General features: G+C 69.9%; 20 protein-coding genes, 1 tRNA gene and 2 CRISPR repeat arrays. Of the genes, 3 read left to right on the top strand and 18 right to left on the bottom strand.

Going from position 1 to position 22,479, the window contains the following annotated elements; genetic code table 11:
- Positions 1 to 55: 55 nt before the first annotated feature.
- The 10 genes from ACH4PY_RS35790 to cas3 all read right to left on the bottom strand — a co-directional run bounded on the left by ACH4PY_RS35790 (position 56) and on the right by cas3 (position 12,652).
- Entirely contained in the window at positions 56 to 1,237 is a 1,182-nt protein-coding gene (locus tag ACH4PY_RS35790; protein ID WP_398192736.1) for an ISAs1 family transposase, read from the bottom strand.
- A gap of 57 nt (positions 1,238 to 1,294) precedes the next feature.
- Positions 1,295 to 2,008 carry a hypothetical protein gene (locus ACH4PY_RS35795; protein ID WP_398192696.1) on the bottom strand — a complete coding sequence of 238 codons (714 nt, stop codon included), beginning with the start codon at positions 2,006 to 2,008 and terminating at the stop codon, positions 1,295 to 1,297.
- 167 nt (positions 2,009 to 2,175) lie between these two features.
- Positions 2,176 to 2,998: direct repeats of the CRISPR family, unit length 29 nt; unit sequence CGGGCTACCTCCGCTCGCGCGGAGCGGAC.
- A gap of 18 nt (positions 2,999 to 3,016) precedes the next feature.
- Positions 3,017 to 3,328 carry a type I-E CRISPR-associated endoribonuclease Cas2e gene (gene cas2e / locus ACH4PY_RS35800; RefSeq protein WP_031520660.1) on the bottom strand — a complete coding sequence of 104 codons (312 nt, stop codon included), beginning with the start codon at positions 3,326 to 3,328 and terminating at the stop codon, positions 3,017 to 3,019.
- A 24-nt stretch (positions 3,329 to 3,352) separates the two neighbouring features.
- On the bottom strand, positions 3,353 to 4,339 hold the full coding sequence (cas1e, locus tag ACH4PY_RS35805; protein WP_398192697.1) for a type I-E CRISPR-associated endonuclease Cas1e: 987 nt from the start codon (positions 4,337 to 4,339) through the stop codon (positions 3,353 to 3,355).
- Positions 4,336 to 5,010 carry a type I-E CRISPR-associated protein Cas6/Cse3/CasE gene (cas6e, locus tag ACH4PY_RS35810; protein WP_398192698.1) on the bottom strand — a complete coding sequence of 225 codons (675 nt, stop codon included), beginning with the start codon at positions 5,008 to 5,010 and terminating at the stop codon, positions 4,336 to 4,338. The genes cas1e and cas6e overlap by 4 nt, the downstream gene beginning before the upstream one ends.
- Entirely contained in the window at positions 5,007 to 5,837 is an 831-nt protein-coding gene (cas5e, locus tag ACH4PY_RS35815) for a type I-E CRISPR-associated protein Cas5/CasD (protein ID WP_398192737.1), read from the bottom strand. Before cas5e ends, cas6e begins: the two co-directional genes overlap by 4 nt.
- A gap of 38 nt (positions 5,838 to 5,875) precedes the next feature.
- Positions 5,876 to 7,078 carry a type I-E CRISPR-associated protein Cas7/Cse4/CasC gene (gene cas7e, locus ACH4PY_RS35820; RefSeq protein ID WP_398192699.1) on the bottom strand — a complete coding sequence of 401 codons (1,203 nt, stop codon included), beginning with the start codon at positions 7,076 to 7,078 and terminating at the stop codon, positions 5,876 to 5,878.
- A 46-nt stretch (positions 7,079 to 7,124) separates the two neighbouring features.
- Positions 7,125 to 7,844 (bottom strand): type I-E CRISPR-associated protein Cse2/CasB, encoded by a 720-nt coding sequence (gene casB / locus ACH4PY_RS35825; protein WP_398192700.1) that lies wholly within the window; start codon positions 7,842 to 7,844, stop codon positions 7,125 to 7,127.
- Between the two features lie 48 nt (positions 7,845 to 7,892).
- Entirely contained in the window at positions 7,893 to 9,446 is a 1,554-nt protein-coding gene (gene casA, locus ACH4PY_RS35830) for a type I-E CRISPR-associated protein Cse1/CasA (RefSeq protein WP_398192738.1), read from the bottom strand.
- 347 nt (positions 9,447 to 9,793) lie between these two features.
- Positions 9,794 to 12,652 carry a CRISPR-associated helicase Cas3' gene (gene cas3 / locus ACH4PY_RS35835; protein WP_398192701.1) on the bottom strand — a complete coding sequence of 953 codons (2,859 nt, stop codon included), beginning with the start codon at positions 12,650 to 12,652 and terminating at the stop codon, positions 9,794 to 9,796.
- A 190-nt stretch (positions 12,653 to 12,842) separates the two neighbouring features.
- Positions 12,843 to 13,736: a CRISPR direct-repeat array (repeat unit 28 nt; unit sequence GTCCTCTCCGCGCGAGCGGAGGTGTCCC).
- A gap of 154 nt (positions 13,737 to 13,890) precedes the next feature.
- On the opposite strand from cas3, the gene ACH4PY_RS35840 reads away from it, so the two are divergent.
- Both ACH4PY_RS35840 and ACH4PY_RS35845 read left to right on the top strand, forming a co-directional pair.
- Positions 13,891 to 14,009: transfer RNA gene (locus ACH4PY_RS35840), tRNA-OTHER, on the top strand.
- Between the two features lie 262 nt (positions 14,010 to 14,271).
- Positions 14,272 to 14,892, top strand: a complete 621-nt coding sequence (locus ACH4PY_RS35845; protein ID WP_398192702.1) for a hypothetical protein — start codon at positions 14,272 to 14,274, stop codon at positions 14,890 to 14,892.
- 194 nt (positions 14,893 to 15,086) lie between these two features.
- Here ACH4PY_RS35845 and ACH4PY_RS35850 read toward each other — a convergent pair whose 3' ends face one another.
- The 8 genes from ACH4PY_RS35850 to ACH4PY_RS35885 all read right to left on the bottom strand — a co-directional run bounded on the left by ACH4PY_RS35850 (position 15,087) and on the right by ACH4PY_RS35885 (position 21,347).
- On the bottom strand, positions 15,087 to 15,587 hold the full coding sequence (locus tag ACH4PY_RS35850; protein ID WP_398192703.1) for a hypothetical protein: 501 nt from the start codon (positions 15,585 to 15,587) through the stop codon (positions 15,087 to 15,089).
- Positions 15,588 to 15,674: 87 nt separating this feature from the next.
- Complete coding sequence (locus ACH4PY_RS35855; protein WP_398192704.1) at positions 15,675 to 16,184, bottom strand: hypothetical protein; 510 nt, start codon at positions 16,182 to 16,184, stop codon at positions 15,675 to 15,677.
- Positions 16,153 to 16,668 (bottom strand): hypothetical protein, encoded by a 516-nt coding sequence (locus ACH4PY_RS35860; RefSeq protein ID WP_398192705.1) that lies wholly within the window; start codon positions 16,666 to 16,668, stop codon positions 16,153 to 16,155. Before ACH4PY_RS35860 ends, ACH4PY_RS35855 begins: the two co-directional genes overlap by 32 nt.
- A 73-nt stretch (positions 16,669 to 16,741) precedes the next feature.
- Positions 16,742 to 17,929, bottom strand: coding sequence for a DUF932 domain-containing protein (locus ACH4PY_RS35865; protein WP_398192706.1), 1,188 nt, complete (start codon positions 17,927 to 17,929; stop codon positions 16,742 to 16,744).
- 43 nt (positions 17,930 to 17,972) lie between these two features.
- Entirely contained in the window at positions 17,973 to 18,551 is a 579-nt protein-coding gene (locus ACH4PY_RS35870; protein ID WP_398192707.1) for a hypothetical protein, read from the bottom strand.
- Positions 18,552 to 18,897: 346 nt separating this feature from the next.
- The gene (locus tag ACH4PY_RS35875) at positions 18,898 to 19,530 is read right to left on the bottom strand and encodes a hypothetical protein (protein WP_398192708.1); all 633 of its coding nucleotides are present in this window, start codon (positions 19,528 to 19,530) and stop codon (positions 18,898 to 18,900) included.
- A gap of 220 nt (positions 19,531 to 19,750) precedes the next feature.
- On the bottom strand, positions 19,751 to 20,125 hold the full coding sequence (locus tag ACH4PY_RS35880; protein WP_398192709.1) for a hypothetical protein: 375 nt from the start codon (positions 20,123 to 20,125) through the stop codon (positions 19,751 to 19,753).
- A 415-nt stretch (positions 20,126 to 20,540) separates the two neighbouring features.
- Positions 20,541 to 21,347, bottom strand: a complete 807-nt coding sequence (locus tag ACH4PY_RS35885; protein WP_398192710.1) for a hypothetical protein — start codon at positions 21,345 to 21,347, stop codon at positions 20,541 to 20,543.
- A gap of 587 nt (positions 21,348 to 21,934) precedes the next feature.
- On the opposite strand from ACH4PY_RS35885, the gene ACH4PY_RS35890 reads away from it, so the two are divergent.
- The gene (locus tag ACH4PY_RS35890) at positions 21,935 to 22,447 is read left to right on the top strand and encodes a winged helix-turn-helix transcriptional regulator (RefSeq protein ID WP_398192711.1); all 513 of its coding nucleotides are present in this window, start codon (positions 21,935 to 21,937) and stop codon (positions 22,445 to 22,447) included.
- Positions 22,448 to 22,479 lie beyond the last annotated feature (32 nt).

The following is a 22,479-nucleotide window of genomic DNA, read 5'->3' on the forward strand; positions in this document are numbered from 1 at the left end:
CGGCCCCCCGGTCGGGCCAGGGCTTCGGCGTAGTCGAGCGACGTCCGTTTCGTGATCACGCGAGGCCGAGGAGTTCGAGGGGCCGGCGGGCGTCGCGAGCGTTGCGGCGGAGGCCGGCGGCGATGTTCTTGACGCCGCTCAGCCGGAGGGCGCCGACCGCGAGGTTGCGCCAGGTCGCCATTGCGCGCGGAGCGTTGCCTGTCCGCAGTTGAGAGGCGTCCTCGGCGAAGGTGGTGTCGCGGATGTGGTGCAGGGCCTCGATCTTCCAGTGGTCCCGGATCAGCTGTGCGAGCCGGGCGGGGGTGGCCTGCTCGGCGGCGAGGCTGGTCACCGCGTAGACGGTGGTGATGGTGGTCTTGCCGGTTTTGCGGGCGGTGCGGCGGCGCTTGATCTGGACGGCCTGGCGTGCGCCGGGGAAGAGCAGGTTGTTGACGGTGGCGACCTTGATGCGGCGGATCTCGGCACGGCCGTGGCCGGCTCCCCGGCTGCGACCCTGGAGCGGAATGTCCTTCCAGGGCAAAGACTTCAGCTGCTTGCGCAGCTTCTTCTGATTGCCTTTGACGATCGCGATGTAGTGGGCCTGGCGACCGAGGAGGTAGGCGGCGTGCTCGCGCTGGGTGTGGAGCGCGTCGCTGGTGACGACCGTCCCGGCGAGGTCGGTGACGCTGTCCAGCAGCGGCTGGAAGCGGCTGGTCTCTCCGGTCTTCTCGCCGACATCGAGCTGGGCCAGGACCAGCCCGGTGGTGTGCTCCACCGCGGCGAGCAGGTGGATCTTCCGCCCTCGGGCCTTCGCCGCACCGCGCAAGGACTTGCCGTCCACGGACAGGCCGCGCGGCCCGGCTCCAGCCGGCTGGCGGTCGGCGAGCCATCCGCCCACTGCCCGGTCCAGGGCATCGCCGTCGATGCGCGCGAGCAGTCGGCGGACCGTCGTCTCGGCCGGGACCAGCCGCTGTGGCAGCACCGGGTCAGAGCGCACGCCCAGCCGATCCAGCACGTGCGGCGGGGTGTCGGCGATCCACTCGCCGACCGCGAGCAGGGAGGTCGCCCCGGCCAGCACTGCGCACGCAGTCAGGGCGAGGACGACGGCGAGCGCGTGCCGCACTCCGCGCGGATCACGCGGGTCGGGTACCTGGGCCAGCCGCTCCAGTAGATCGGGCACCTCTGCGGGCGCGACGTCGGGCTCCTCGCGGAGCTGGTCAAAGGCGGGCGGGATCGGCTTTGATGCGTCGGCGGGCACGATTTCCAGGCGGGTCACGGTGCGTAGAGCACTCCGTGATCACGGGACCGTTCCCGGTCAGATCAACGCGGCGGCCTGACCCGCCACCCAGGCCCGCCAGACATGACGGGTATTCGGCAGATCGGGGTGGTCAAGGAGCCAGAGAACATACCCGGCCTGGCACCGGGCCCACGGGCTGTCCGAATCGACGGCGCGATCGAGCCTGCCGCGCAAGTCGGCGCTGTCGACGGCTCGGGCAACCCGCACATATTCGCGGTCTTTGCAGCGATACGCGCGGCGGACGACGATCTCGACCATGTCGGTGAGCTTCGCCTTGACCGCCTCGTCCTGGTGGGCGCGGGCCACATCCCGGATCAGGCTCTGCTTCGTACCCCACGACTTCGCATGCCGGGTCCACTCGTGCGGGTACCTCGCCTCCCATTCCAAGAAGAGCAGCGCATAGGGCAGCCCTGGCCACGTCGCCAGATCTCCACTCACAGGGCTACTCCACACCCCATCAGGCAGTGAGCCCTTCTGGGCCTGCTGATACTTCTGTCGCGCCCGCAGAAAGGCGGGCTCCTGGTACTGCTCGTCCACTCCCAGAGGCCGCGTCAGCAGCCACATCTCGTTGGACCGGCCGAGTGCTTCCGCGACCTTCCGCTGGGCCTCAGCCAGACAAACAAGCGCCGCCGTTCTCGTGGCCGGATCATCCGCTATCAGCCCGAATGCCCAGCCCAGCCGCTCATCCCACGCACGAGCGTCGTCCGCGCCTGCACCTGTCTCTTCACTCACGCAGGGGATCATCCCCCAGGGCAGCCGGCGAGCTCCACCTGACAGTGCGGGGAGGCACGAGGCCACCGAGGTGCGCAGACCTGGGGAAGGAACTGTCCACTTGCGCTCATATCAGCTCAAGTCATTACAAAACGGATGCCCGCGGACTACGCCGAAGCCCCGCCGGTCGGGCTACCTCCGCTCGCGCGGAGCGGACGCCGTCCACACGGCTCCCAGCGGCGCCCGCGCCGGGCTACCTCCGCTCGCGCGGAGCGGACTCCGGATCGGCCAGCGGCGTGCCGAGATACGTCGGGCTACCTCCGCTCGCGCGGAGCGGACGTCTTGCCGGTGAGGACGTGGACACGCAGGCCCGGGCTACCTCCGCTCGCGCGGAGCGGACCCGATCGCTACCGGCGTCGCGACCGCAGGTTTTGGGCTACCTCCGCTCGCGCGGAGCGGACCAGGCCGTGCCCGCGTTCGAGGTCTCCGGCACCGGGCTACCTCCGCTCGCGCGGAGCGGACCTGGTAGCGGGCGAGGCCGCCGGGGGCGAGGACGGGCTACCTCCGCTCGCGCGGAGCGGACGCCCACCACCTGCGTATCGACGGCACGGACCGCGGGCTACCTCCGCTCGCGCGGAGCGGACCGACGCAGGACCCCAACGAGGTCTCCGGCTGGCGGGCTACCTCCGCTCGCGCGGAGCGGACTAGGCGAACGAGAACTGCGTGACCCTGCGCCCCGGGCTACCTCCGCTCGCGCGGAGCGGACGTTCACGATCTGGGGGCCCGCGTACACGAGCTGCGGGCTACCTCCGCTCGCGCGGAGCGGACCTACTCCTCTGACCTGCGGAAACGTTGTGCCACGGGCTACCTCCGCTCGCGCGGAGCGGACACCGCCCCCTGACGGCCCTTCTTGCCCTTCTTCGGGCTACCTCCGCTCGCGCGGAGCGGACGTCTTGCCGAGCTGCTTCACGCCGCCGGACCCCGGGCTACCTCCGCTCGCGCGGAGCGGACTCTTCCTGACCTGGACCGTTAGAGGGCCTTTGCCATCCCTTGACCCTCCCTCCTAAACGCGATCAGCGTCATTCCGTCGAAGTCCAGCGGCTCTCGCCGCTGGGTGCCGGCCGTACGGAGGGTGAAGCCCTGTTCGTTGTCGGCGGGGTGGGCCAGGACCGCCGTGCCAGCGGCCGTGGAGGCGGAGACGGCGGACCAGAGTTCTTCGCGGACCTTGGCTGAGACGGAGCCGACGTAGAGCTCGGGGGTGACTTCGAGGAGCCAGCGGGTGAGGGCGCCACGGAGGTGGTCGGGGACGGCGGTGGCGGCGATGACGGTCATGGAGGGCATGGTGCGGGGCCTCCCGCGTAGGGGTCAGGTGGCGTGGTTGGTGCCGCCGGGGATGGGGCCGGTGACGGGGTCCCAGAGGTCGACGAGGTGTTCCTCCGGGTCGGGGACTTCGTGGTCGGTCGTGGGGTCGAGGAGGTACTGGATGTCGGTGACGATGCGCGGGAGGAGGCGGAAGAGGCGCAGCGCGTCGCGGAAGGAGCGGCGGGCCTCGGCCTCAGGGTTGGTGGAGGCGTTGAGGGAGAACGCGAGGGGGATGGTGAGGTCGGCCTTGTAGAGGTCGGCGACGTCGTAGACGAACGCCTGCTGGTTGCCGTGGTGGACGTAGCCGAGGGCGGGTGAGCAGCCCAGGGCGAGGATCGCGGCGTGGACGATGCCGTACAGGCAGGTGTTCGCGGCGGAGAGGGCGAGGTTGACGGGGTCCTGGGTGTCCCAGGACTCGGGGTCGTAGGCGCGGCGGAAGCGGCCGATCTTGTACTGGCGGGCGAGGAGTTGATAGTGGGCGCGGACACGCTGGCCCTCCATGCCGCGCAGCTGGGCGAGGGTGGTGCCCGCCGGGACCGTGCCGGCGCCGAACCGCTGTTCGTACATCGCCGTGGCAATGCTCAGGCGTTGCGTGTCGTCGGCCCAGGTGCGGACCTGGCGTTCGAGCCAGGTGGTGGTGAGGGAGTCCGGGAGGGTGGCGGCGTAGCAGCGCACGCCGCCGGAGCCGGTGATCAGGACGGTGGTGCCGTTGCGGGCGAAGGTGGCCAGGGCGCGGGCCGTGATGGACGTGCCGGGGCCGAGCAGGACGCAGGTGAGGGCTGCGGTGGGCAGGTAGAGGGTCTCGGTGCCGCGCTGCTGGCTGGTGACTTCCGCGCAGACGCCGGTGTCGTCCTGGTGGATACGGACGATGTCGAGGTAGAGGAACGACAGCGAGTCGGCGACGCGCGGCAGCATCGCGACCGTCGGGGCCGCGAGTTTGCGCCGCGCGTCACCGGGTCCGGGCGGGCGGCGGCGGACGGGCGCGCTCATCCGGGCGTCCTGGCAGGCGCGATGGACAGCAGGCCGCAGCCGTACGCCTTCGCCCGCCCGATGCCTTCGACGAGCTTCGTGCGCAGCAGCTCGGCGTCGGTGATGAGCGCGGTGCCGTCGAAGCGGGTGCGGTTGTGGCTGATGCGCTGCTGGGCGGCGGGGCCGCTCTTGCCGCGCTGGCCCCGGATGCCGTCCAGCTGCTGCGAGGTGAGGGTGAGGGTGCGCAGCCCGGACGCCTCGGACTGGCGCGCCCACCACTCGTCGGCCGCGGCGCCGCTCAGGGCGACGACGGCGGGCAGGCCGTAGGCGGCACGCGTGGTGGCGCCGGGTTTGCGGACGGGGCTGGCGACGCACCGGTAGCGGATGGCCAGTCCGGGGCGCAGCGCGTCGAGCAGCGGGTCCAGCGGGCGGGAGACGGCGGTGCCGTAGCCGTCGGGGAGACGGCCGACGTCGGGCTGGTACGTGGACTGGAGCAGCAGGTGCGTGCCGGTGGGCGTGTCCTCGGCACGGAAGAGGACGCCGAGCTTGGCGCGCGCGTCCGAGCCGATGCCGTCGGGGAAGAGGGACATCAGCCTACGGTGCAGGTTCACCGCCGAGCCGGCGCCGCCGAGGTCGAAGGCGGCGGCGCGGTTGCGCGGGTCGGGGATGACGCGGGTGAGCCAGACGTTCACCGCAGGCCCCCTTCACCGTCGAGGTAGCGGGCGAGGCTGTGGAGGGCATCGGCGCCCAGGCCGGCGTACTCGGTGTCGGGCAGCAGCACACTGCGGCGGTAGAGCGGCCGCGAGCGGTACGCGCGGTCGCGCGGGGCGAAGGACACCGGGTCGTCGCTGACTTCGGACTCCGGGTGGACGCCGTCGTTGCTGCGCGGGGCGGTCGCCGTGGCGGGAACGGGCAGCCGGTCCAACGGCCGGTCGGACAGGAACTCCACGGCGGGGCGCCCGTCACCACGCGGGGTGCGGGCGGACAGCGGCAGGCGAACGAGGTGGCGCAGGGCGTCGCTGCTGCGGCCGAGCAGCAGGGGCCCTTCGGGCGGACAGGCCCGGCGGCCGAGGAAGAGCGGCCAGCGCGGGGTGCGCAGGGCGTCGGCGTACCGGTCCAGCAGGTCGCCGTCCGCGGAGGGAGCGGTGACGGCGACGGTGAAGGCGGCGTCGGCGAGGTAGTGGCGGTGGCTGAGCAGCGTGCCGGTGTCGCCGGGGCGCTTGCCGCCGTCGGCCGTGGTGACGGTCCGGTCCGCGGGCAGGCCGCCGCCGACGGTGTGCAGGTCGCGCAGGTACACGCCGGGCCGGTCCATCCGGATGGTCACCGACAGCCGCGCGAGATCGTCGACCGGTTCCGTACGCAGGCGGCCCAGGGCCGCGGCGAGCAGTCCGAGAATGCCGGAGCGGGTCGGGAAGGCGGCGGTGTCGCGGTCGTTGAAGTGGCTGTGCTCGCCCCAGGACTGGAGGGGCCCGGTCAGCCGCAGCAGCAGGCCCGCTTCCGGTACGGCCGCGGGCGGGATGCCCTCGGCGGCCGCGGTGGCGGGAAGGGTGTCGGTGGTCACTCGGACGCCTCCGCCGGGCTGCCGCCCAGGGCGCTCTCGACGGCGCCGCGCACGAGGGCGTCGAAGGCCGCTTTGCGCTGACCGAGCCCGGTCAGGTCGGCGGCGGTGACATCGCCCGCGGGCAGCCCGGCCCAGGCGGCGGACAGCACCCTGTCCTGGCCCAGCAGCGTGTTGGCGGCGTGCGCGTAGACGGCGAGCTTCCGGACGGACGGCTGGACGTAGCCGCCCTCCGCGGTGGCGGCGACGGGCTTTTCGAAGGCGGCGGCGTAGGACAGGGGACGGTCCGAGCGGACGGCGACGTGCACGAGGTCGGGGATGGTGTGCGGGGCGGTGGCGTTCTTCTTCGCCTGTGGCAGGGAGGTGATGAACGAGCTCAGGAACGCCTCGGCCAGCTCGCGGGCGGTCTGGTTCTCAGGGTCGGGCCCGATGTTCGCGGCCAGGTCGCGCAGGTCGATCGTCGCGTAGCGGTAGAAGGTGCCGGCGCTGAACTCGGCGTTGCCCATGTGACCGCTGCCGGTGGCGTCGTTCCAGGAGTCGGTGATGTCGTCGACGGCGGAGAAGTAGTCGAGCTCGACGTCCGAGCGGTGGGTGGTCAGCGCGTGCGCGACCTGCACGGCGCCGTCGACGCCCGCGTCGTCCACCTCGGCGAGCATCCGGCCGAAGAGGTTGATGACCGCGTTGCGGGCGCGCAGCAACTCCTCGATGCGCTTCTTGGGCAGCACGCTCTTGTCGCCGGTCTTCTTGATGTCCTTGGCCGCCTCCAGCTCGGCCCGGTGCTCCTCGGCGAGCGCGACGAGCTCGTCGACGGCGGAGTCCGGCAGGTAGATCATCGCGTTGGTCAGCACCCTGTTCGTGATGACCTTCTTCTCGCGGTCGGTGCCCAGCTCGAACTTGATGCTGCTGCCCGCGGCGACATGTGCTCCCGCGCGCTGGGCCAGCGCGTCCGGCCAGCCCTTCACGACGAGTTCGCGGGTGACGCGCTCGCCGATCCGGCGGGTGCGGAGGGTGCGGTGCCCGGTCAGTTCCTCGAACCTCTCGCGGCCCGCCCGCTTCCAGGACTGGCTGCTGACGCGGGTGCGCAGCGCGTTGCCGTACTGCACCGTCTTGACGGAGTTGGTGTCGTCGCGGTTGAGGTTGGAGAAGGGCACGGACTGGAGGATGTGGATGTCGATGAAGCGGGCGGGATCGGTGCTGCTCATGGTGTGACTCCGTGGTGAGGGTGGTGGGGTACGGCTGGGTGGCGGGCTACTGGCCCGCGTCGGGGTCCTGGGCCTCGTCGGCGTCAGCGGCGCTCGCGGCCTCGTTCTTGCTCTTCGCGTAGCGCGAGTAGAAGTCCTGGAGCCAGCGGCGCGAGATCCGCCCCTGCCGGGCGGGCCAGTCCGTCAGGTCGGCCATGAGCCGGGCGTAGTCGATCTTCGCGTCGGCGTCGCGCAGGAACCGTACGGTGGAAGGGAGATGGCGGTGCAGACCGTCCAGGCTCTGCCGCGTGAGCAGGTGCAGCCGCGTTTCGGCAGTGGACAGGCGCATCTCGCGGTTGCCGCCGCCGGTGAGGACGGCCTCGGCGAAGGCGACGCCCAGGCTGTCGCCGTACGCCTTCCCGGGGGAGGCGGCCTCCGGCTCGTCCTCCGGGTCGGCGGGGGGCGCGACGTCCTCGGGCGCGTCCGGGCCCGGCTCCGGCTCGTCCTTGGCGAAGCTGTGCCGGGGCTGGGCGGCGATCAGCGAGGCGACGGAGTAGTACGCCCGCTGCTCGGCGTCGGACGTTTCGGTGCCCTGCGGCAGCCAGCGCGCGATGAGCCGGTGCATACCGCGGACGTAGCGGATGTCGTCCAGGCCGCGGCCGAGTCCCTTGCGCAGCGTCGTGCGTGCGCCGGGATCCCTGCCGCAGGTGGATTCGACCCACCGCACGTACGCCTGGTAGCGGGTGAGGCGGTCGGTGGAGCGCGCGGGCTCGGAGATCGTCGTCATGCGGGGCCTTCTCGGTGAGGGTGGGTACGGGGTCCGAACTCGGCGTGGTCAGCGACGGCGGGGGCCGCCGTACAGCTCGATGCGCGCGTCGGAGACGGCCTGCGCGCCGCGCAGGGTGCGGCCCGCCCGCTCGGTGACGACGTCGTACGCCTGCTCCGCGATCCGCAGGAAGGCCGAGCGGGTGGCGTCGAAGTCGAAGTCAGCGCCTTCCGGAGCACCGTCCTCCTTGGGCTGCAGTGGACGGAAGCGGGCCCAGAACTCGCGTTCCGCCGCGGGCCAGTAGCGCGCCGCCGCGTCGGCCGACCAGGCACCGGCATCGGCCTTCTTGTCGTCGAGGTACGTCCGGTAGGCCCTCCGTACGGCACGGTCCAGGCGCTGGCCGTACCTTTGGCCCAACTGCCGCAGCCGAGCCACCTTCGGGCGGGTGGACGGCTCCACCAGCTCCTCCTTGCCGAGGATGTACGGCGTCACTCCTTCGACGAACTGGACGTTCTTGGCCTGCCCTTCCTGCTCGAAGCCGAGCGCGCGCACGCGCATGTGCGGCCACAGCCCACGGGCGGTCTCGAAGACCAGGGGCGGCTGCGGTCCGTCCGAGTCGCTGACACGGTGCTCAAGCAGCGTGTCCACGTCCCGCCACAGCGCCCGCGAGGAGTCGGCGGGTCGCGGGTAGCGGTTGCCCTGCTGGCTGATCTGCCAGATCAGATACGGGTCGTCACGCTGGATACGGCCCTCCCGGTACGCCCACGTGATGTACGCGTCCGCCGCCAGCTCGCCCTTCTCACCGCCGGGCACGAGCAGCACCGCATGCTGCGAGCACGCCGTCAGCCGCGCACAGGGCCCGGTCGGGGCATCCGGCGCCTTCTCCGGGTCGGGGAGCTTCTCCCACTCCCACGGGCAGAGGTCCTCGTCGCGGCGCACGGTGAAGCTGGGCGGGACCTGCCCCGCGAGCAGCGTCTGGAAGAGGTTCTCGCCCTCGGGGTGGTACGAGAGGGCCGTACGCAGCGGGCCCGCGGTGGTACTGGCCGACTTCACGCCGTTGACCTCGCGGGAGGAACAACGGCCGGACGGGCCGTAGTAGTGCCACGTCAGGAGGTGCAGGGCCGCGTCCGCCGACGAGGGGAGGTCGGGGGCGCCGTCCCCGCCGTGCCGGAACCACGCGTGGTTGTTGCCCGAGGGCCGCGTCATGACCAGCTTGTTGACGCCCGCGGTGTTGGCCGGGTCGCACTGCCGGGCCAGCCGCGCGTCCTGCATCCACGGGCGCCCGCCGTCCTCGTCGTAGAGGAAGAAGCGCTCGGGGAAGCGGCCGAAGTACGCGTCGACGGCTGCGCTGGAGAGCTGCCCGGCGTCGATGACCTCCTCCTGCCGCTCCAGCCAGTCGCCTGCCGCTCCCTGCTCGTCCAGCCCGGTCACGCGGGCGGTGAGCGCGTAGAGGATGCGGAGGAGGGCGGCGTGGACGTGGGGTTGGGACGGGGTGAGCTGCTGGATGCGGTGGGCGTCGACGAGCGCGGTCCGCAGGCCGACGCGGTCGGGGGGGTCGTCGTCGGAGGGGGCGGGTTGAGCCCAGCGGACGGGGATCCAGGGCTCGGTGAGGAGGTTGAACATGCTGGGCACGGTGGGCGGCATCCTTCGTGTGCGTCACAATGAGGGTTCAGCACTCCGCATAAGCGGAGGAGCCCCGGGTATCCGGGTGCCAGCCGACGCGGAAGTCGGCGCGCTCCGCTCGTGCGGAGGTGACCCGCCAGCAGCGGCGGGGGAATGGGCAGAGTTCTGCCAAGGCCCGCGCGAGCGGGCGGTGACCACAGCGCCCGCGCGGGGTGAGCGCCTGCGCGGTCGCTGTGGCCAAACTGACGTTATCTCACCTGACGGCTCGCCACCAAATTTTGTTGAAGCCAGCAGCTGTTGGGGACTAGGCGAAGCCAGCAGCTGTCGGTGATTGAGCGGTCCGGCAGTCATCGGGCCTCAAGTCCCACCTCGGCCGACACACTGATCGTTTGACCGTCATGTCGCCCGAACCACACGCCAGCGCCCTCCGGCCGCACACGGAGCGGCACCAGATCCCGCAGCAGCGAGTGCTTGCGCCACGACGCCGGGACCAGCCCCTCCTCGCCCTCGCCTCTCAGCCACCGCCCCGGGACCGGCGCGACGTGCGACACGATCTGCCTCAGAGCAGCCCGCGAGGTGCCCTTCGGCAGCGGGGCATCACCATCGGCGTCGAGGGTGAGAGCGCCGTCCGGCTGCTCGTACAGGCACAGGAGCCGACCGGTGTCCGCGCCCAGCCGCGTCGTCAGCAGCTCTTCGGTCACGCCGGCCTCGCGGCGGCTGAGCGGGTGGAGGTCACCGCGGAAGTCGGCCGGAGCAGGGATGCTGACGATGTCGGCGAGGTGGGTCTCGGCATGCTCCTCGGCCTGGTGCTGCGCATCCATCGCACGCAGCTCAGCCTGCACGCTGGCGTCCAGCCGGTCGACGAACTCCTCGGCGTAGACCTCGTCGACGATCTCCTGGACTTCCCCCGGCACGCTGATGCCGCCGGTCCGCGAGCGCAGGAGTTGTGCTGTCCGCACGAGGAGCGAGTGGGGGTACACCGTCCCCCAGGTCACCGGCGGTGCGGTGCGGCCCTCCTCGTTGATCGGTTCCAGGACGACGAGTTGCGGCCGGTCCTCCTGGGCGGCCCAAGCGGGACGTCCCGCGGAGCCTCGGGCGTGACGGCGGGCGCGGCCGGCGCGTTGGAGGAGCTGCGCGAGGGGGGCGAGGTCGCTGACGACTAGGTCGAAGTCCAGGTCGAGGGACTGCTCGACCACCTGCGTTGCGACCAGAATCGAGGCGGGTCGCGGCCCTGCGGAAGCCTCCTGCGGACTGGCCGGCTTGCCGTAGGCGGTTTCGCAGGAGGCGCTGATGCGCTGGCGGACGTAAGCGGGGTAGCGGGAGTGGAGCAGCCGGATTCCGCCGTCGGACGTGGCGAGTTCGGGGAAGGCGGCGACGAGGTCGCGGTAGGTGCTCTGGGCCTCGGCGACGGTCGTGCAGCACACCAGGGCGGTGCCGCCCCCTTCTGCGACCGGCGCGAGCAGCTTCCGCAGTTCGGCACGGCGGCCGCCGCGCCGCGGCGAAAGGGCGGGATCGCTCATCGCGTCCCAGCGGACCGTTCGCAGCTGGACATCGAGGACGCGTTCGCGTGCGCTCGGGGTGTGGCGCGGCTGGTGGACGGCGCCGCCGGCCGCGTCGACGTACAGCCACCCCGGGTAGGAGGGGGCAATCCTCGCAGGCTCGGCAAATCCTGTGCCGCGGCGGTAGGCGTCGACCAGGGAAGCGGCCGTCCGGCCCGTCAGAGTGGCCGACAGCAGCACGACGGGGGCGCGGAAGGCACCCAGCCATTCGAGCAGGACGGTCAGCAGCTTGTGCATCCAGGGCCCGTACGCGTGCGCCTCGTCGACGACGAAGACCTTGTCGTTGAGGCCGAACAGGCGCAGGGCGTTGTACCGCAGCGGGAGGACGCCGGCGAGGGCCTGATCGATGGTGCCGACGCCCAGGGGCGCGAGCAGGGCCCTTCGTGGCCCGCGGAGCCAGGCGTCGGCTTCCAGAGCGGTCGGGCCGTCTGCGCTGAGGGTTGCGTCCGCTCCTGCTTCGTCTTCAGCCGGGGCGGCATAGAGGGGGCTCAGCCACGACATCGAGTGGACGAGGGCCAGGGCCCGTTCGCCACCGAGAGCCTTGCCGGCGAAATCACGTACCCGGGGGAACATGCCGTCGGCGGTCGCCATGGTGGGCAGCGCGAAGTAGAAGCCGCGAGCGCCGGAGGCCCGGCCGAGGATCGAGGTGGCGTGCAGGGCGGCTTCCGTCTTGCCGTCGCCGGTGGGCGCGGTGACCAGGACCAATCCCCCGCGGCGGCCTGTGACGAGCGCGGGGAGGTGCGTGGCGATGTCCTGCTGGAGGGGGTTGGGCACGAAGGGGAACATCTCGTCGAAGGCCTGGGCGTCGAAGGTCACCTTGCCGATCCGCGCGTTGCGCACCTGGTCGGCTGCTGCGACGTTCGTCCGCTTCCAGTGCGCGTCCAGCTCGTCCGGAGTTTCGCTCCACCCGGCGGGTGGCATGAGCCCTCGGATGTGCTCGGCGCTACTGGCGAGCCAGTCCGCGAGGACGACCAGGCCGAGAACGATCACGGCCAGCTCGGCGGGCAGCAGTTCGGTCGGAACGGCGGTCCCGCCGGTGATGCGGCGCAGCTCCAGAAAGTGCGCGCGCCGCTGGTCGGCCCAACCAGCGCCGCCGAGACCGGGCTTGTACGCGGCGGCCCGCTCGACCTCGTGCCGGATCAGCGCCGACCCGACACTTCCGTGATGACCGCCGAGCAGCTGGGCGATCTGGTGGCTGACCGCGTCCAGCAGCCTTCTGCCGGTCCCGGCGGGATATCCTGCATCAGCGAAGAGCCCGGCCAACGCCCAGTGCGTAGCCACTTCGTGTCGAAACTCCACCTCGCGCTCGGCGCCCCGCGCGAAGGCGTACGCCGGATCCTGCCGCAGCTTGGCGAACTCTTCCTTCACCTGCACTTGAAAAGGCGGAGTGATCTTCCCCAGGTCGTGCAGCCCTGCCCAGAAGGCCACCACCGACCGGGCGTCCGCGTCACTCAGCCCCAGCGCCGCCGCGATACGGGATCGCAGCTCCGCTCCCAGGAGGTCGTCCCAGAGCACGGAGAACACCGCGGCGGCATCCAGCATGTGACACACCACCGGGTAGGGCCGAGGCAGCCCCTTCTCCTTGCCCCATAACCGGCAGTCCAGGCCGCTGCCGCCCGCCGCCGTACCGTAATCGCTCGCTTCCATACCCCCAGAGCTACCACCCCCCTCTGACAATGCGGGCTGACCTGGGCAAATGACTCCAAGCCGCGACTCGTCGCCCTATACTCACCACGTGCTCAACGACGACTCCTCGGAAGCCGACCAGCTTCCGGGCCTGCGCGACCAAGACAGCAAAGGGATTGCAAAGCCCCTCTAACGCCGCAGGTCAGAAAGTGTCCTCTCCGCGCGAGCGGAGGTGTCCCGGACAACCTGCGGCAGAACAGCAGGCCCGTGATGTCCTCTCCGCGCGAGCGGAGGTGTCCCGGACCCGTTCGCCCCGGAGACCGCGGCCGCGGCGTCCTCTCCGCGCGAGCGGAGGTGTCCCGCCCATGCCCACCAGGCGCTCAGCAATCTGCCGGTCCTCTCCGCGCGAGCGGAGGTGTCCCGGGGCAACAACGGGTGCGCTGACCTGGGGGCCTGTCCTCTCCGCGCGAGCGGAGGTGTCCCGGCGGTCCGCTGCCGCTCAGGGATACGGGCGAAGTCCTCTCCGCGCGAGCGGAGGTGTCCCGAGGTCACGCGCCTCAGGCGTCAGCTTGTTCAGGTCCTCTCCGCGCGAGCGGAGGTGTCCCGCCCATCGCAGGCCTGATGACGGCGCTGGGCCCGTCCTCTCCGCGCGAGCGGAGGTGTCCCGGATGTCAGCGACGCCTAGAGACGCACCTTCGTGTCCTCTCCGCGCGAGCGGAGGTGTCCCGACCCAGTGACCGTCAGCCCAAATGGACCTAGGGTCCTCTCCGCGCGAGCGGAGGTGTCCCGATCACCCCGGAGCAGTTCGCAAAGTTCAAAGCGTCCTCTCCGCGCGAGCGGAGGTGTCCCGGCTTCGAGGCCCGCCACCTGCCAAGCACCCCGGCCGCCGGGGACATCGTCCTCTCCGCGCGAGCGGAGGTGTCCCGTCGCCGAACGTGTTGACGATCTGCAGGCCGCCGTCCTCTCCGCGCGAGCGGAGGTGTCCCCTCCCCGTCCTCGTAGCCGCGGCCGTCGTCGTCCTCTCCGCGCGAGCGGAGGTGTCCCGTCCTGGCCCGACGCCTGGCAGAAGTGGATCCGGTCCTCTCCGCGCGAGCGGAGGTGTCCCCGAACTCGCGGACATCCTGAAGGAGGAATAAGTTCTGGCCCAACTTATGTGGTCCTGCTGTAGCGGCTGCCGGGTGCTGGATAACGGCTCGCCGCCCGCAGAGCGATCCCCTACCTTGAGCTGGAGCGGGATGGCGCGCTTTCTCGCAGGTTGCGGTGCCGTGGCAGAGCGGCCCATTGCAATCGCTGTGAGCGAGGTCCGGCTCACAGCGACTGATGGAGACGGGGCGGGCCTGCCCCTATCCGTCCGCGGGTTCGAATCCCGTCGGCACCGCAGCCGACCTGCATCTTGTCCAGGACAAGCACCGTGACGTCCGTCCAGGTCCACAAGCGTTGAGCCAGAACCGAGGAATCCAGCATCTGCGCGAGCGGAGGTGGCCGGGAAAGCCATTCACTGGGCGCATAACCTGCGACATTCTGTCTTGAGCAGGCACAGGCGAGCTGGATGACGTCTTCCACTCGACACCAGGCGAGTGCGGATGCGACCTGGTTCGAGCAGTACGCGTGGGCATCCTCACCGGGAGGCACCTTCAGGTATGACTGCCATCATCGTCTCGTTCGTGGGTGTGCTGGGAACTCTCGTCGGGGCAGCCCTCACGGCCTTCATCACCGCCCGCTCGCAACAGCGCAGTGATGCGGCCCTTGAGCGACAGCAGGTACTCCAGGAACAGATACAAAGACGGACGCAGGTGCAGGAGTTGCAGGTTGAGCATCAGCGCTGGCGCCGTGAACGCCGACAGGCTGTCTACCTGTCCTTCTTGACGGCTTTAGGGGCTGCTGACCGCAGCAACCAAGCCCTCTTCCGAAAGCTGCAAGCCGCACGCTCGGCGGCGCCGCTCAACGAAGCGTGCGTCGCTGAGATCAGACAGATGTTCAAGGATGCCGAGGATGCCGGACTCTTGGTGCTGTTAGAAGGCCCCGAAACCGTAGCAGAGTTAGCCCGCTGTCTGATCGATCAGTTCTCCTCACTCGTGCAAGATGTTCAGCGATACGCGGAGGCACACGCTGCCTCGCGTGAAGAACTTGCTGGCCTGGGCCTCGCCGTCCATGATGACGGTATGGCATTTCTTGCCCAGCGCAATGAATTTCTTACTGCGGCAAGAAATGCACTCGACGAGGTGGTCAAGCGCGGCCAGAGCCCTCCAGGAGATCACTGACTGTGACCAATTGGACCGCCCTCCCGTCCGTACGCGACACCTCAACATGCGAGCCCTTCACTACTCTCCGCGCGAGTGGAGGTGTCCCGGTCGAGCGGGCTGCCGGCTCCACCTGGACGGTGTCCTCTCCGCGCAAGCGGAGGTCTGTTCAGCCACACGTCCCAAGAGCGACCGGCAAGCGCAGAAGCTCAGCCTTAGTTACCGAGCAGCCCGTCGTCCGCTTCCAGCAGCAGCCGCAGCAGCAACCAGCCCGGGTAGCGGTCGTACGGCCGGACGGGGTTCGTGAAGACCTCGGGGTCGTCGAATACGGGGGCGCCGTTGCGGCGGCGGGTGTAGGGGACGTGGCCGTAGTCGACGCCGTCGGTGGTGTCGTAGGCGAGCCAGGCGATGACCTCTTGTTCGCCCTCGCGCAAGGGGGTGTTGGAGACGGGGCCGGCGTTGATGCCGGACTTGGTCGGCTCCCAGATCTGGGGGACGGCGAAGACGAAGCGGACGGCGTGAATCTCCTGGGCCTGGGCGGCGGCGCGGCGTTCGAAGGTGGCGGCGGTGTCGCGGTCTCGGTGGTAGTCGTAGTCGGACATGACCAGGAGGCGGTCGCCCTGGAGGACGGCGATGGCGGGGGCCTCGCGGTCGAGGATGGCCTGCTGGACACGGTCGGTGGCGCCGAACATCAGCGTTTCGGTGTCGTGGTTCACCGTGCCGCCCGGCGCGGGAGGGGTGCGGCGGCGCCGCGGCGTGTGCTCCGGCGGGTGTCCATCCGCATCGCCTCCCGGGCGGTGTGCTCAGGCTCGGCCTTGTCCTTCTGCTCCAGGTTCGCCGTCCGGCGACATGGTGCTGGCCCGTACGTAGCCGGACAACTGGTGCAGGAGGAGGTTAGCCGCCTCGACGGCCTCGCGCAGGACTGCGAGCGCTGCCGCGACTCCCGTGGCATCGGGTCGGCCGAGGAGGGACAGCGACTCCGAAAGGGTCGAGAGTTTGAGCGGCGTCGGTGCGGTCAAATCGAGGAGCCATCGGTAGCGGCCGGCGTCGCCGTCGTCGATGTATTCGAAGGTCAGCTCGGCGTGGTCGGGCCCGGCGACGATGCCTGCTCGCTGGGCGGCGCGCACGAGGATGCTCGTGGTTTCCTCTTCGCCGATGCCAGCGGGGTGCCAGGTCAACCCGATCGGGAGGGATTTGGCCTGCGCGAGGGGCAGTTGGCCGAAGCATTCGGCCAGCTCGTGCGTCACCACCACGTCGGTCAACCAAGCCCGGGCGGTTTCCTCAGCCATCGTGAAGGGCGGTGCCACGCTCATCTCCCCCCTCCCCCTGGTCGTCGGGGTCGCGGAGCGGAAAGCCGTCGTAGAAGACGGTCTCCGGGTCCGGGGGGACGGGCAGGCCGGTGAACGGGTCGGTGCTGTAAGCGTGCTCGATCTCCTTGGCGGTCAGCGGGCGCAGCCCGGCGTCGGTGGTCACCCATCCGCGCAGGATGTCGCGGCCCCCGTCGTGGTGGTGGGTGCGGACGACCAACCCGCTGGAGCAGTCGGGCTGGAAGCCTTCGGCCAGGGCGAGGGCGAGCGCCGGTATCACCTCAAGGTTGTCGACGCCGTTCTCGTCAGCCAGCAGTTCGGTGGAGAGGCTGAAACTCTCGCCGACCCGGGTGGCGGAGCACGTGACGGTGTGGCGGCCCGGGCCGAGTGCGGCGGTCAGGTCGGAGAGCAGGGTGACGGCCCGGATGGTCCGGTCCTTGAAGGTGCCGTCCAGGGGCGTGTCGGAGGAGTCGGGGGCGTTCGGGGTCATGGCGGGACCTCCTTGTCGAAATGGCGGGAGGGTCCGGCCTCGTAAGGCCGGACCCTCCGGGTGGGCTGGCGGTTCAGCGGCGGCGCAGGAGCATCAGGCGTTGGTGGGCTCGGGACTTGATCTCGTCGTCGGTGCCCTCCAACAGGCGCAGGCCACGGGCGGCGGGCTCGTTGCCCTTGAGCCCGGAGGCGGCGCTGGGCCGAATCGCGGCGAAGTGGTCCGTGTAGTCGGTGACGGCGCGCTCGGCGGCGTAGGCCGTACGCCCGCTACGGGCCGCTTCCTCCTCGAAGAGGGCGTGCAGGCGGTCGCGCCGCTGCTCGGCGGTGCGGTGCTGCCGCAGCGTCGCGTCCCCTTCCAACGGCCACAACTGGCCGATGACCGTGTTGAATTCGTCGAGGGCGAGGTTCGTACGGGCCAGCGCCGTCTCCTCCGCAGCCCAGGTGTCGTAGTAGCGGCTGGTCAGCCGCAACGTGCGGCGCGCCTCGTGAATGTGCTCGGTGGCGTTGCGGGTGTGGCGGACCTTCCACTGGGTGGCGGCCTGCTGGACGGCGAGGCGTTCGGTGTTGCCGCAGACCGGCCGCCACGGCGTGGCGACGACCTCGTACGCAGAGCGGCCGTCGTGGCTGTTGATCGCCACGATGAACGGGACGATCCGGTCGTCGAGACCGCCAGGGTCGACGACGACGTGTCCGGGCACGCGCAGCGCGACGAAGACCTTGCAGCCGCCGCGCATGGACCCGGCGGACTCCCACACCGCGTCGGTGTCACTGACGAGTTCCTGGAGGAACTCGAACGAGCGCCGGTTCTGGATCACCGCGTAGTCCGGGCCGACGATGCCGAGGGCCCTACCCGTGTCGGTCCGTACGGTGTGGCGTTGTCCGGCGTGGGGGACGTAACGGCCTTCCCAGAGGTAGAAGGCGGGCACGGTCACGACCTCGAAGCCGATCCCGGCCAGGGACAGGACCGTGTCGATGTCCGTGGTGCCGCCCGGGACGACCTGCCCCAGGTGGTGCCAGGCCGGAACAGCGGAATACAGCGCCACCGCTCTCCCGGCCGTCTCGTCCAGGCCGTGCACCGGCTCCCCGCGCGGGCTGAGGAGCTCACCGGCGTCGAACCCGGTGAGGACCTTGTACCGGCCGTCCGGCAGCCGCCGCAGCCGTCCGGCCTCGACGCCCGCCCGGAGTTCACCCTGCCGGTCGCGGGCGGTGATGGATTGGCGCTCGCGCCCTGCGGCGAACGCCTCGTTCACGTCGATGGACATGCGGAATTCCCTTCTGTGCAGGTGGTGGAAGGTGTGCGGGTGGCTACGCGGTGGGGGCGGGCCCCGGCTCGGTGGTGACGCGAGCGGTGGCCGTGGCGGTGAATCGGCGGCGCGACCGGCGGTCGTAGCCGTGGACGACGACACCGTCCTGCTCCTGGGTAACCTCCGTGATGTCGAGGCCTGCGTACGTCTGCTGCTCCTCGCGGCACTCGGTGAAGTGGTCGGTGATCTCGCCGAGTACCGCGGCCCGGATGTCCTGTTCAGCGAACGGCGCGTACGTGGGGCTCTCGACGGTGCCGCCGAGGAGCCGGACGGTCCGCTCCTGCGTCGTGTCGAGGACAACGCAGGGCAGCTCGGCGACGCCGTCGCGGCGGGCGCGGGCGACGCGGTGCCAGCCGTCGATGAGCAACGCCGCGCCGCCGAGCTCGGCGATGCGAACCAGGATGAGCGGCTTGGTGAGGTCGACGTGGGGGACGTGATCGGCATCGATGCGGACGACGTCGAGCGACGCGAAGAACGGTCGGACGTCGACGGCCCCGACTGGCAGGTCGGCGGCGATCGCCTTCGCGCGGGTGACGTCCCAGCGGTAGCCGAGGAACTGGAAGTGCTCGAACTGGCTCATCAACTCCTCCTGGAGTTCCGATTGGGTCGTACGCTTCGTCCGCCCGTGCCGGTCCTCTCCGCGCGGGCGGAGGTGCCCGCACTCGCCCTCGCCTCCCGACTACGCCGCCCTCGCTCAGCTGCACACGGGTGGGTCGGCCGTACGCGTCAGTACGCGCCTTGTGCGCGACATGGTTCTTCCTCCATGTCCGGTGAGAACCCGGGCACCTCCGGGTGAGGGGGGAGGGACGGAGGTGCCCGGGCGTACAGGGGTACGCGCTGCCATAGGCGGGGCAGGGCGTGCGGCAGCCTGCCTGTACAGATACGGGGTGCGGGGGTGCCCGATTGCCGATCAGCGGCAAGATGGGTCAGGCTGCCAGCAGCGCGCGCTGGTCGGGGCGCGGGCCGCGCGTGCTCGTACCGGCGATCCGGTCGGTGTGGACGACCCAGGTCACCGCCTGCACGGTGCTGGGCAGTTCACCGAGTCGTCGCGCGGCCTCCCGGTAGCACGACGCGAGCAGTTCGTACCGACGGACGGCCGACAGGCCGCGCTCGCGGCTGCCGTAGATCTCCCCCACCGCCACGTCATGAGCGTGCCGGTCGACCACGACAGCCGAAGGATCCTCGGGGCTGGCGATGCAGCGGAAGAAGTGGCCGGTCTTGCGTTCCATCGGGAGCACGTCCTGGGGGTCGGCCCCGGCCAAGATGCGCGCGGCCTTCCGCAGCGCATCGGCGAAGTGGCCCGACGCGAGCCCTTCCGTGCCGCAGGCCGCGCGCGCCAGACGGCAGTTCTCCGGCCAGGACTTGTTCGCCGACAGCGCGGCGATGACCCCCGCGCCGGTACGGGCGTTCCCGTCGGTGATCTTCTCGGCCAGTTCGTGCGCGGTCCGATACCAGCTCCGCCCGCGGCGCATCTGCTCAGGTGTCGCCAACAGCCAGACGTCGATGATGTTCTGCACGTACTCCTCCCGCGTCCGCTCGGACGCGTCGACGGGGATCACTGCACGACTCCTCTCATGTGAGTTCCCGCCGGGCGCGCCGTGTCGGCTCGGCGGGGCGGTGCGGTGCGGTGCGAAGGCCCCGCGCCCCGCCAGGGGAGCTGGACGGGGCGCGGGAGTTCTTGCCGGTGAGGCTGTGCGGGCAAAGGAGCGGTGCCGCGCTGACTGGCGGCCCCGCGTGCAGGAGTACGCCCCGGGCCGCACGGGTCGGTTCGGCGCGGGGCTACTGGGTGTGGTGGACGCCGAACGCGCTGAGGAGCCCGCCCCACTGCGCGTTTCCGTACTCCGCGACCAGCCACGCGATCACGCCGCCGATGGTCAGGACGACGGTCTGCGTGACCAGGACGGAAATCCATCGGGCTATCCGGGCACGGTCGCGGTACCAGCAGATGTCGGCCGCGACGTGGCACCCGAAGACCCGCGGGTGGAATTCGCGGTGAAGGCGGCCGGTGCGCGGGTGCGAGCGCGTGCAATGGATCCGGTGGCCTTCCTGGTGCGGAATGATCCGCTCGAACCGCCAAGCCTGCCCGGCCGACGGGCCGGACGTCATGTGGATCATCGTTCCGGGACGGATGACGTCGCCGGATTCGCTGTACATGAGTCGCATAATCCCTCTCCTGTGCGATCATGTTGCTGCAACGGACGGACGGTAGCCCGGACACGAATCCGGGCTACCGCCCATACGACGCGACAGATCAGCGAATCAGCCCGCGACGAATACCGCGAGCGCGATGATCAGATACATGAGGAAGACTGCGACCGTGGCGATCCACGGAAGTACGTCGGACCGAACTTCTTCCTCTTCAGGTGTTTCAGGTTCCCTCATCGAAAACCCCCCTTCGCTCGTATCCGGGCGAAGACTCGGTTCGTTTTCGCTGTCACCTAAATACGGCGCCGGAACCGGCCCGAATACCGATCATGAGGATTTTTTTCAGCAACTTCTCGGGCGCAAAAAAAGAGCGACCGGGTCGGCTCCCGAACCGACATCCGGCCGCTCCTGCACCCAGCGTCCGCTACTGCGACTGCGCGCTCCGGAACACCATGTCGTCGCGCACCGCGTCCAGCGACGCCGATAAGTCGCGCCACTCCGCGAGCGCCGCATCCCTGGTTCGCTGCACCTTCGAGGAGGAGTTCCGGGGCCCGCCGAAGATCTTCTGCGCGGTCTTCCCCATGATTCCGGCGCGACCGAGATCGTCCGCCGTGCTGGCCTGGTCGAGCACGTCCGCGAGGATGGGGAACTTGGTCCCGTCACCCCACGCGGTCCGGAAGATCGTCTCGGAGTGCCCGGCGAGGTACGGCGCCAGGGCGAGGGACGGCAGCTTGTCGGCGTGCGGGACGCCGCGCATCGTCTGGAGTCCCGGGACCGTGTCAGCGACGTCGGGCCGGACGTCCAGCCGATACCCGTTCCGCGCCGCCGCATCCCGCACGGCCCAATACCCAACGGTCCACCGGCTGACCACGATGACGTCACCGTCCCGCCGGACGTACTGCCATGCCGACGGCTGACGGGTGGCGACCAGGAGCGCCGACACCTCGCAGGTCGTGACGATCTTGTGGAGCCGCTTGGCGAACATCAGGACGGCGTCCTGCGTGACGTCGTCGCTCACGTCATCGGTGCCGTAAAGGGCACGCCCGCCACGTACCGCCGTAGCGCTTCCGTCCATGCGCCGCCGGGAACGCGTCGCGTCGACGGCCCGGCAGTACCCGCGGGCCATCCGCTGAAGTTCACGGAAGTCGTTCTCGGTGACGTGCTTCATTTCCTCCGGAAGAGCATCGATCGCGCTCCGGCCCTGGTTCCGCGAATCGCTTCCCACCACCATCTCCCATCGTCCCGCGGTGCGATCATCTTGAGCACCACCCCTTTAAATTCGATTATCCCATCCAATTCACTCATTTCAAGGGAGTGCGGCAAAGAATTCCAAGATATTCAACAGTCCAATATTTCCACAATGGCGACCGATAATCACCCCCTCGCCAGCGCACATGCGAATAGCCATTTCATACCGAAAAACAATAGAAGTGAACGAGGGGCAGCTATCACATCACATGAAGTTCGCAGCCGGGCGATATTGACCACCGCCATCAGCGCCGCACCGTCTGATTACCCCGCCTGGCGGCTGACGAGTTGCGTGCGCCCTGAGCACCGGCGCCACCACTCCCACCAGCGACAAAGCACCTTTCCCCCCTTCCCGTCCAGAGGGAACCGACAAAATAACCCATACAGGAAGGCGTATCGGTATACGACAAGGCATGATCAGGTTGAGCACCGCGAGTCAGGTGACGCGCAGACACACGCGCCGGGTCCGAACACCTGCACCACCAAAGCACGTTCGCGAAAAACGTCTCGCCCACCCACACACCTGACGTACCGTGGCGATTGCCCCCTCAGCCCTTGGAGGATCCGGCCGTGCCGAAACGCGCGAGAAGACGCTCCGATTCGACCATCACGACACGTCAGAACGGCTCCGTCAACATTGGCAGATGGCTCCAACCCCGGGAAGTACCGGAATCATATCCTCCGGATGAAGAAACCTATTTGCAACGCTCCATTGACGTACGTCACATGACGAATGGGGAGTGGGTATGGGACGTGCTTGTCGTCCTGCACCGCGGCCCCTCCCAATACACCGAACTGCTCAACGCCATCCAGAAGCGTTCCACCGACGACGGCTGGCCCGGCCGTCAGCACCGCCACCTGCGCGACAGCACGCTCAACCGCACACTGCGGAGGCTGGAACAGAGCGAGCTGGTCGTGGGAATTCGAGAGCCCGAATTTCCCTACCACGCCACCTATCAACTCACCGACGCTGCAAGGAACCTCCTGGTCGCGGAGGAGGCCCTGGTCAAGTGGGCAGAGCAGCACGGGGACCTTGTTGAACGCGTGAGACAGCGCCGTCACGACGACAACTCGGTACCGTAGCGCCAGGGTGACCTGATTGGACACAATGAACT

Source organism: Streptomyces sp. NPDC021224, assembly GCF_044332905.1.
Taxonomy (GTDB): Bacteria; Actinomycetota; Actinomycetes; order Streptomycetales; family Streptomycetaceae; genus Actinacidiphila.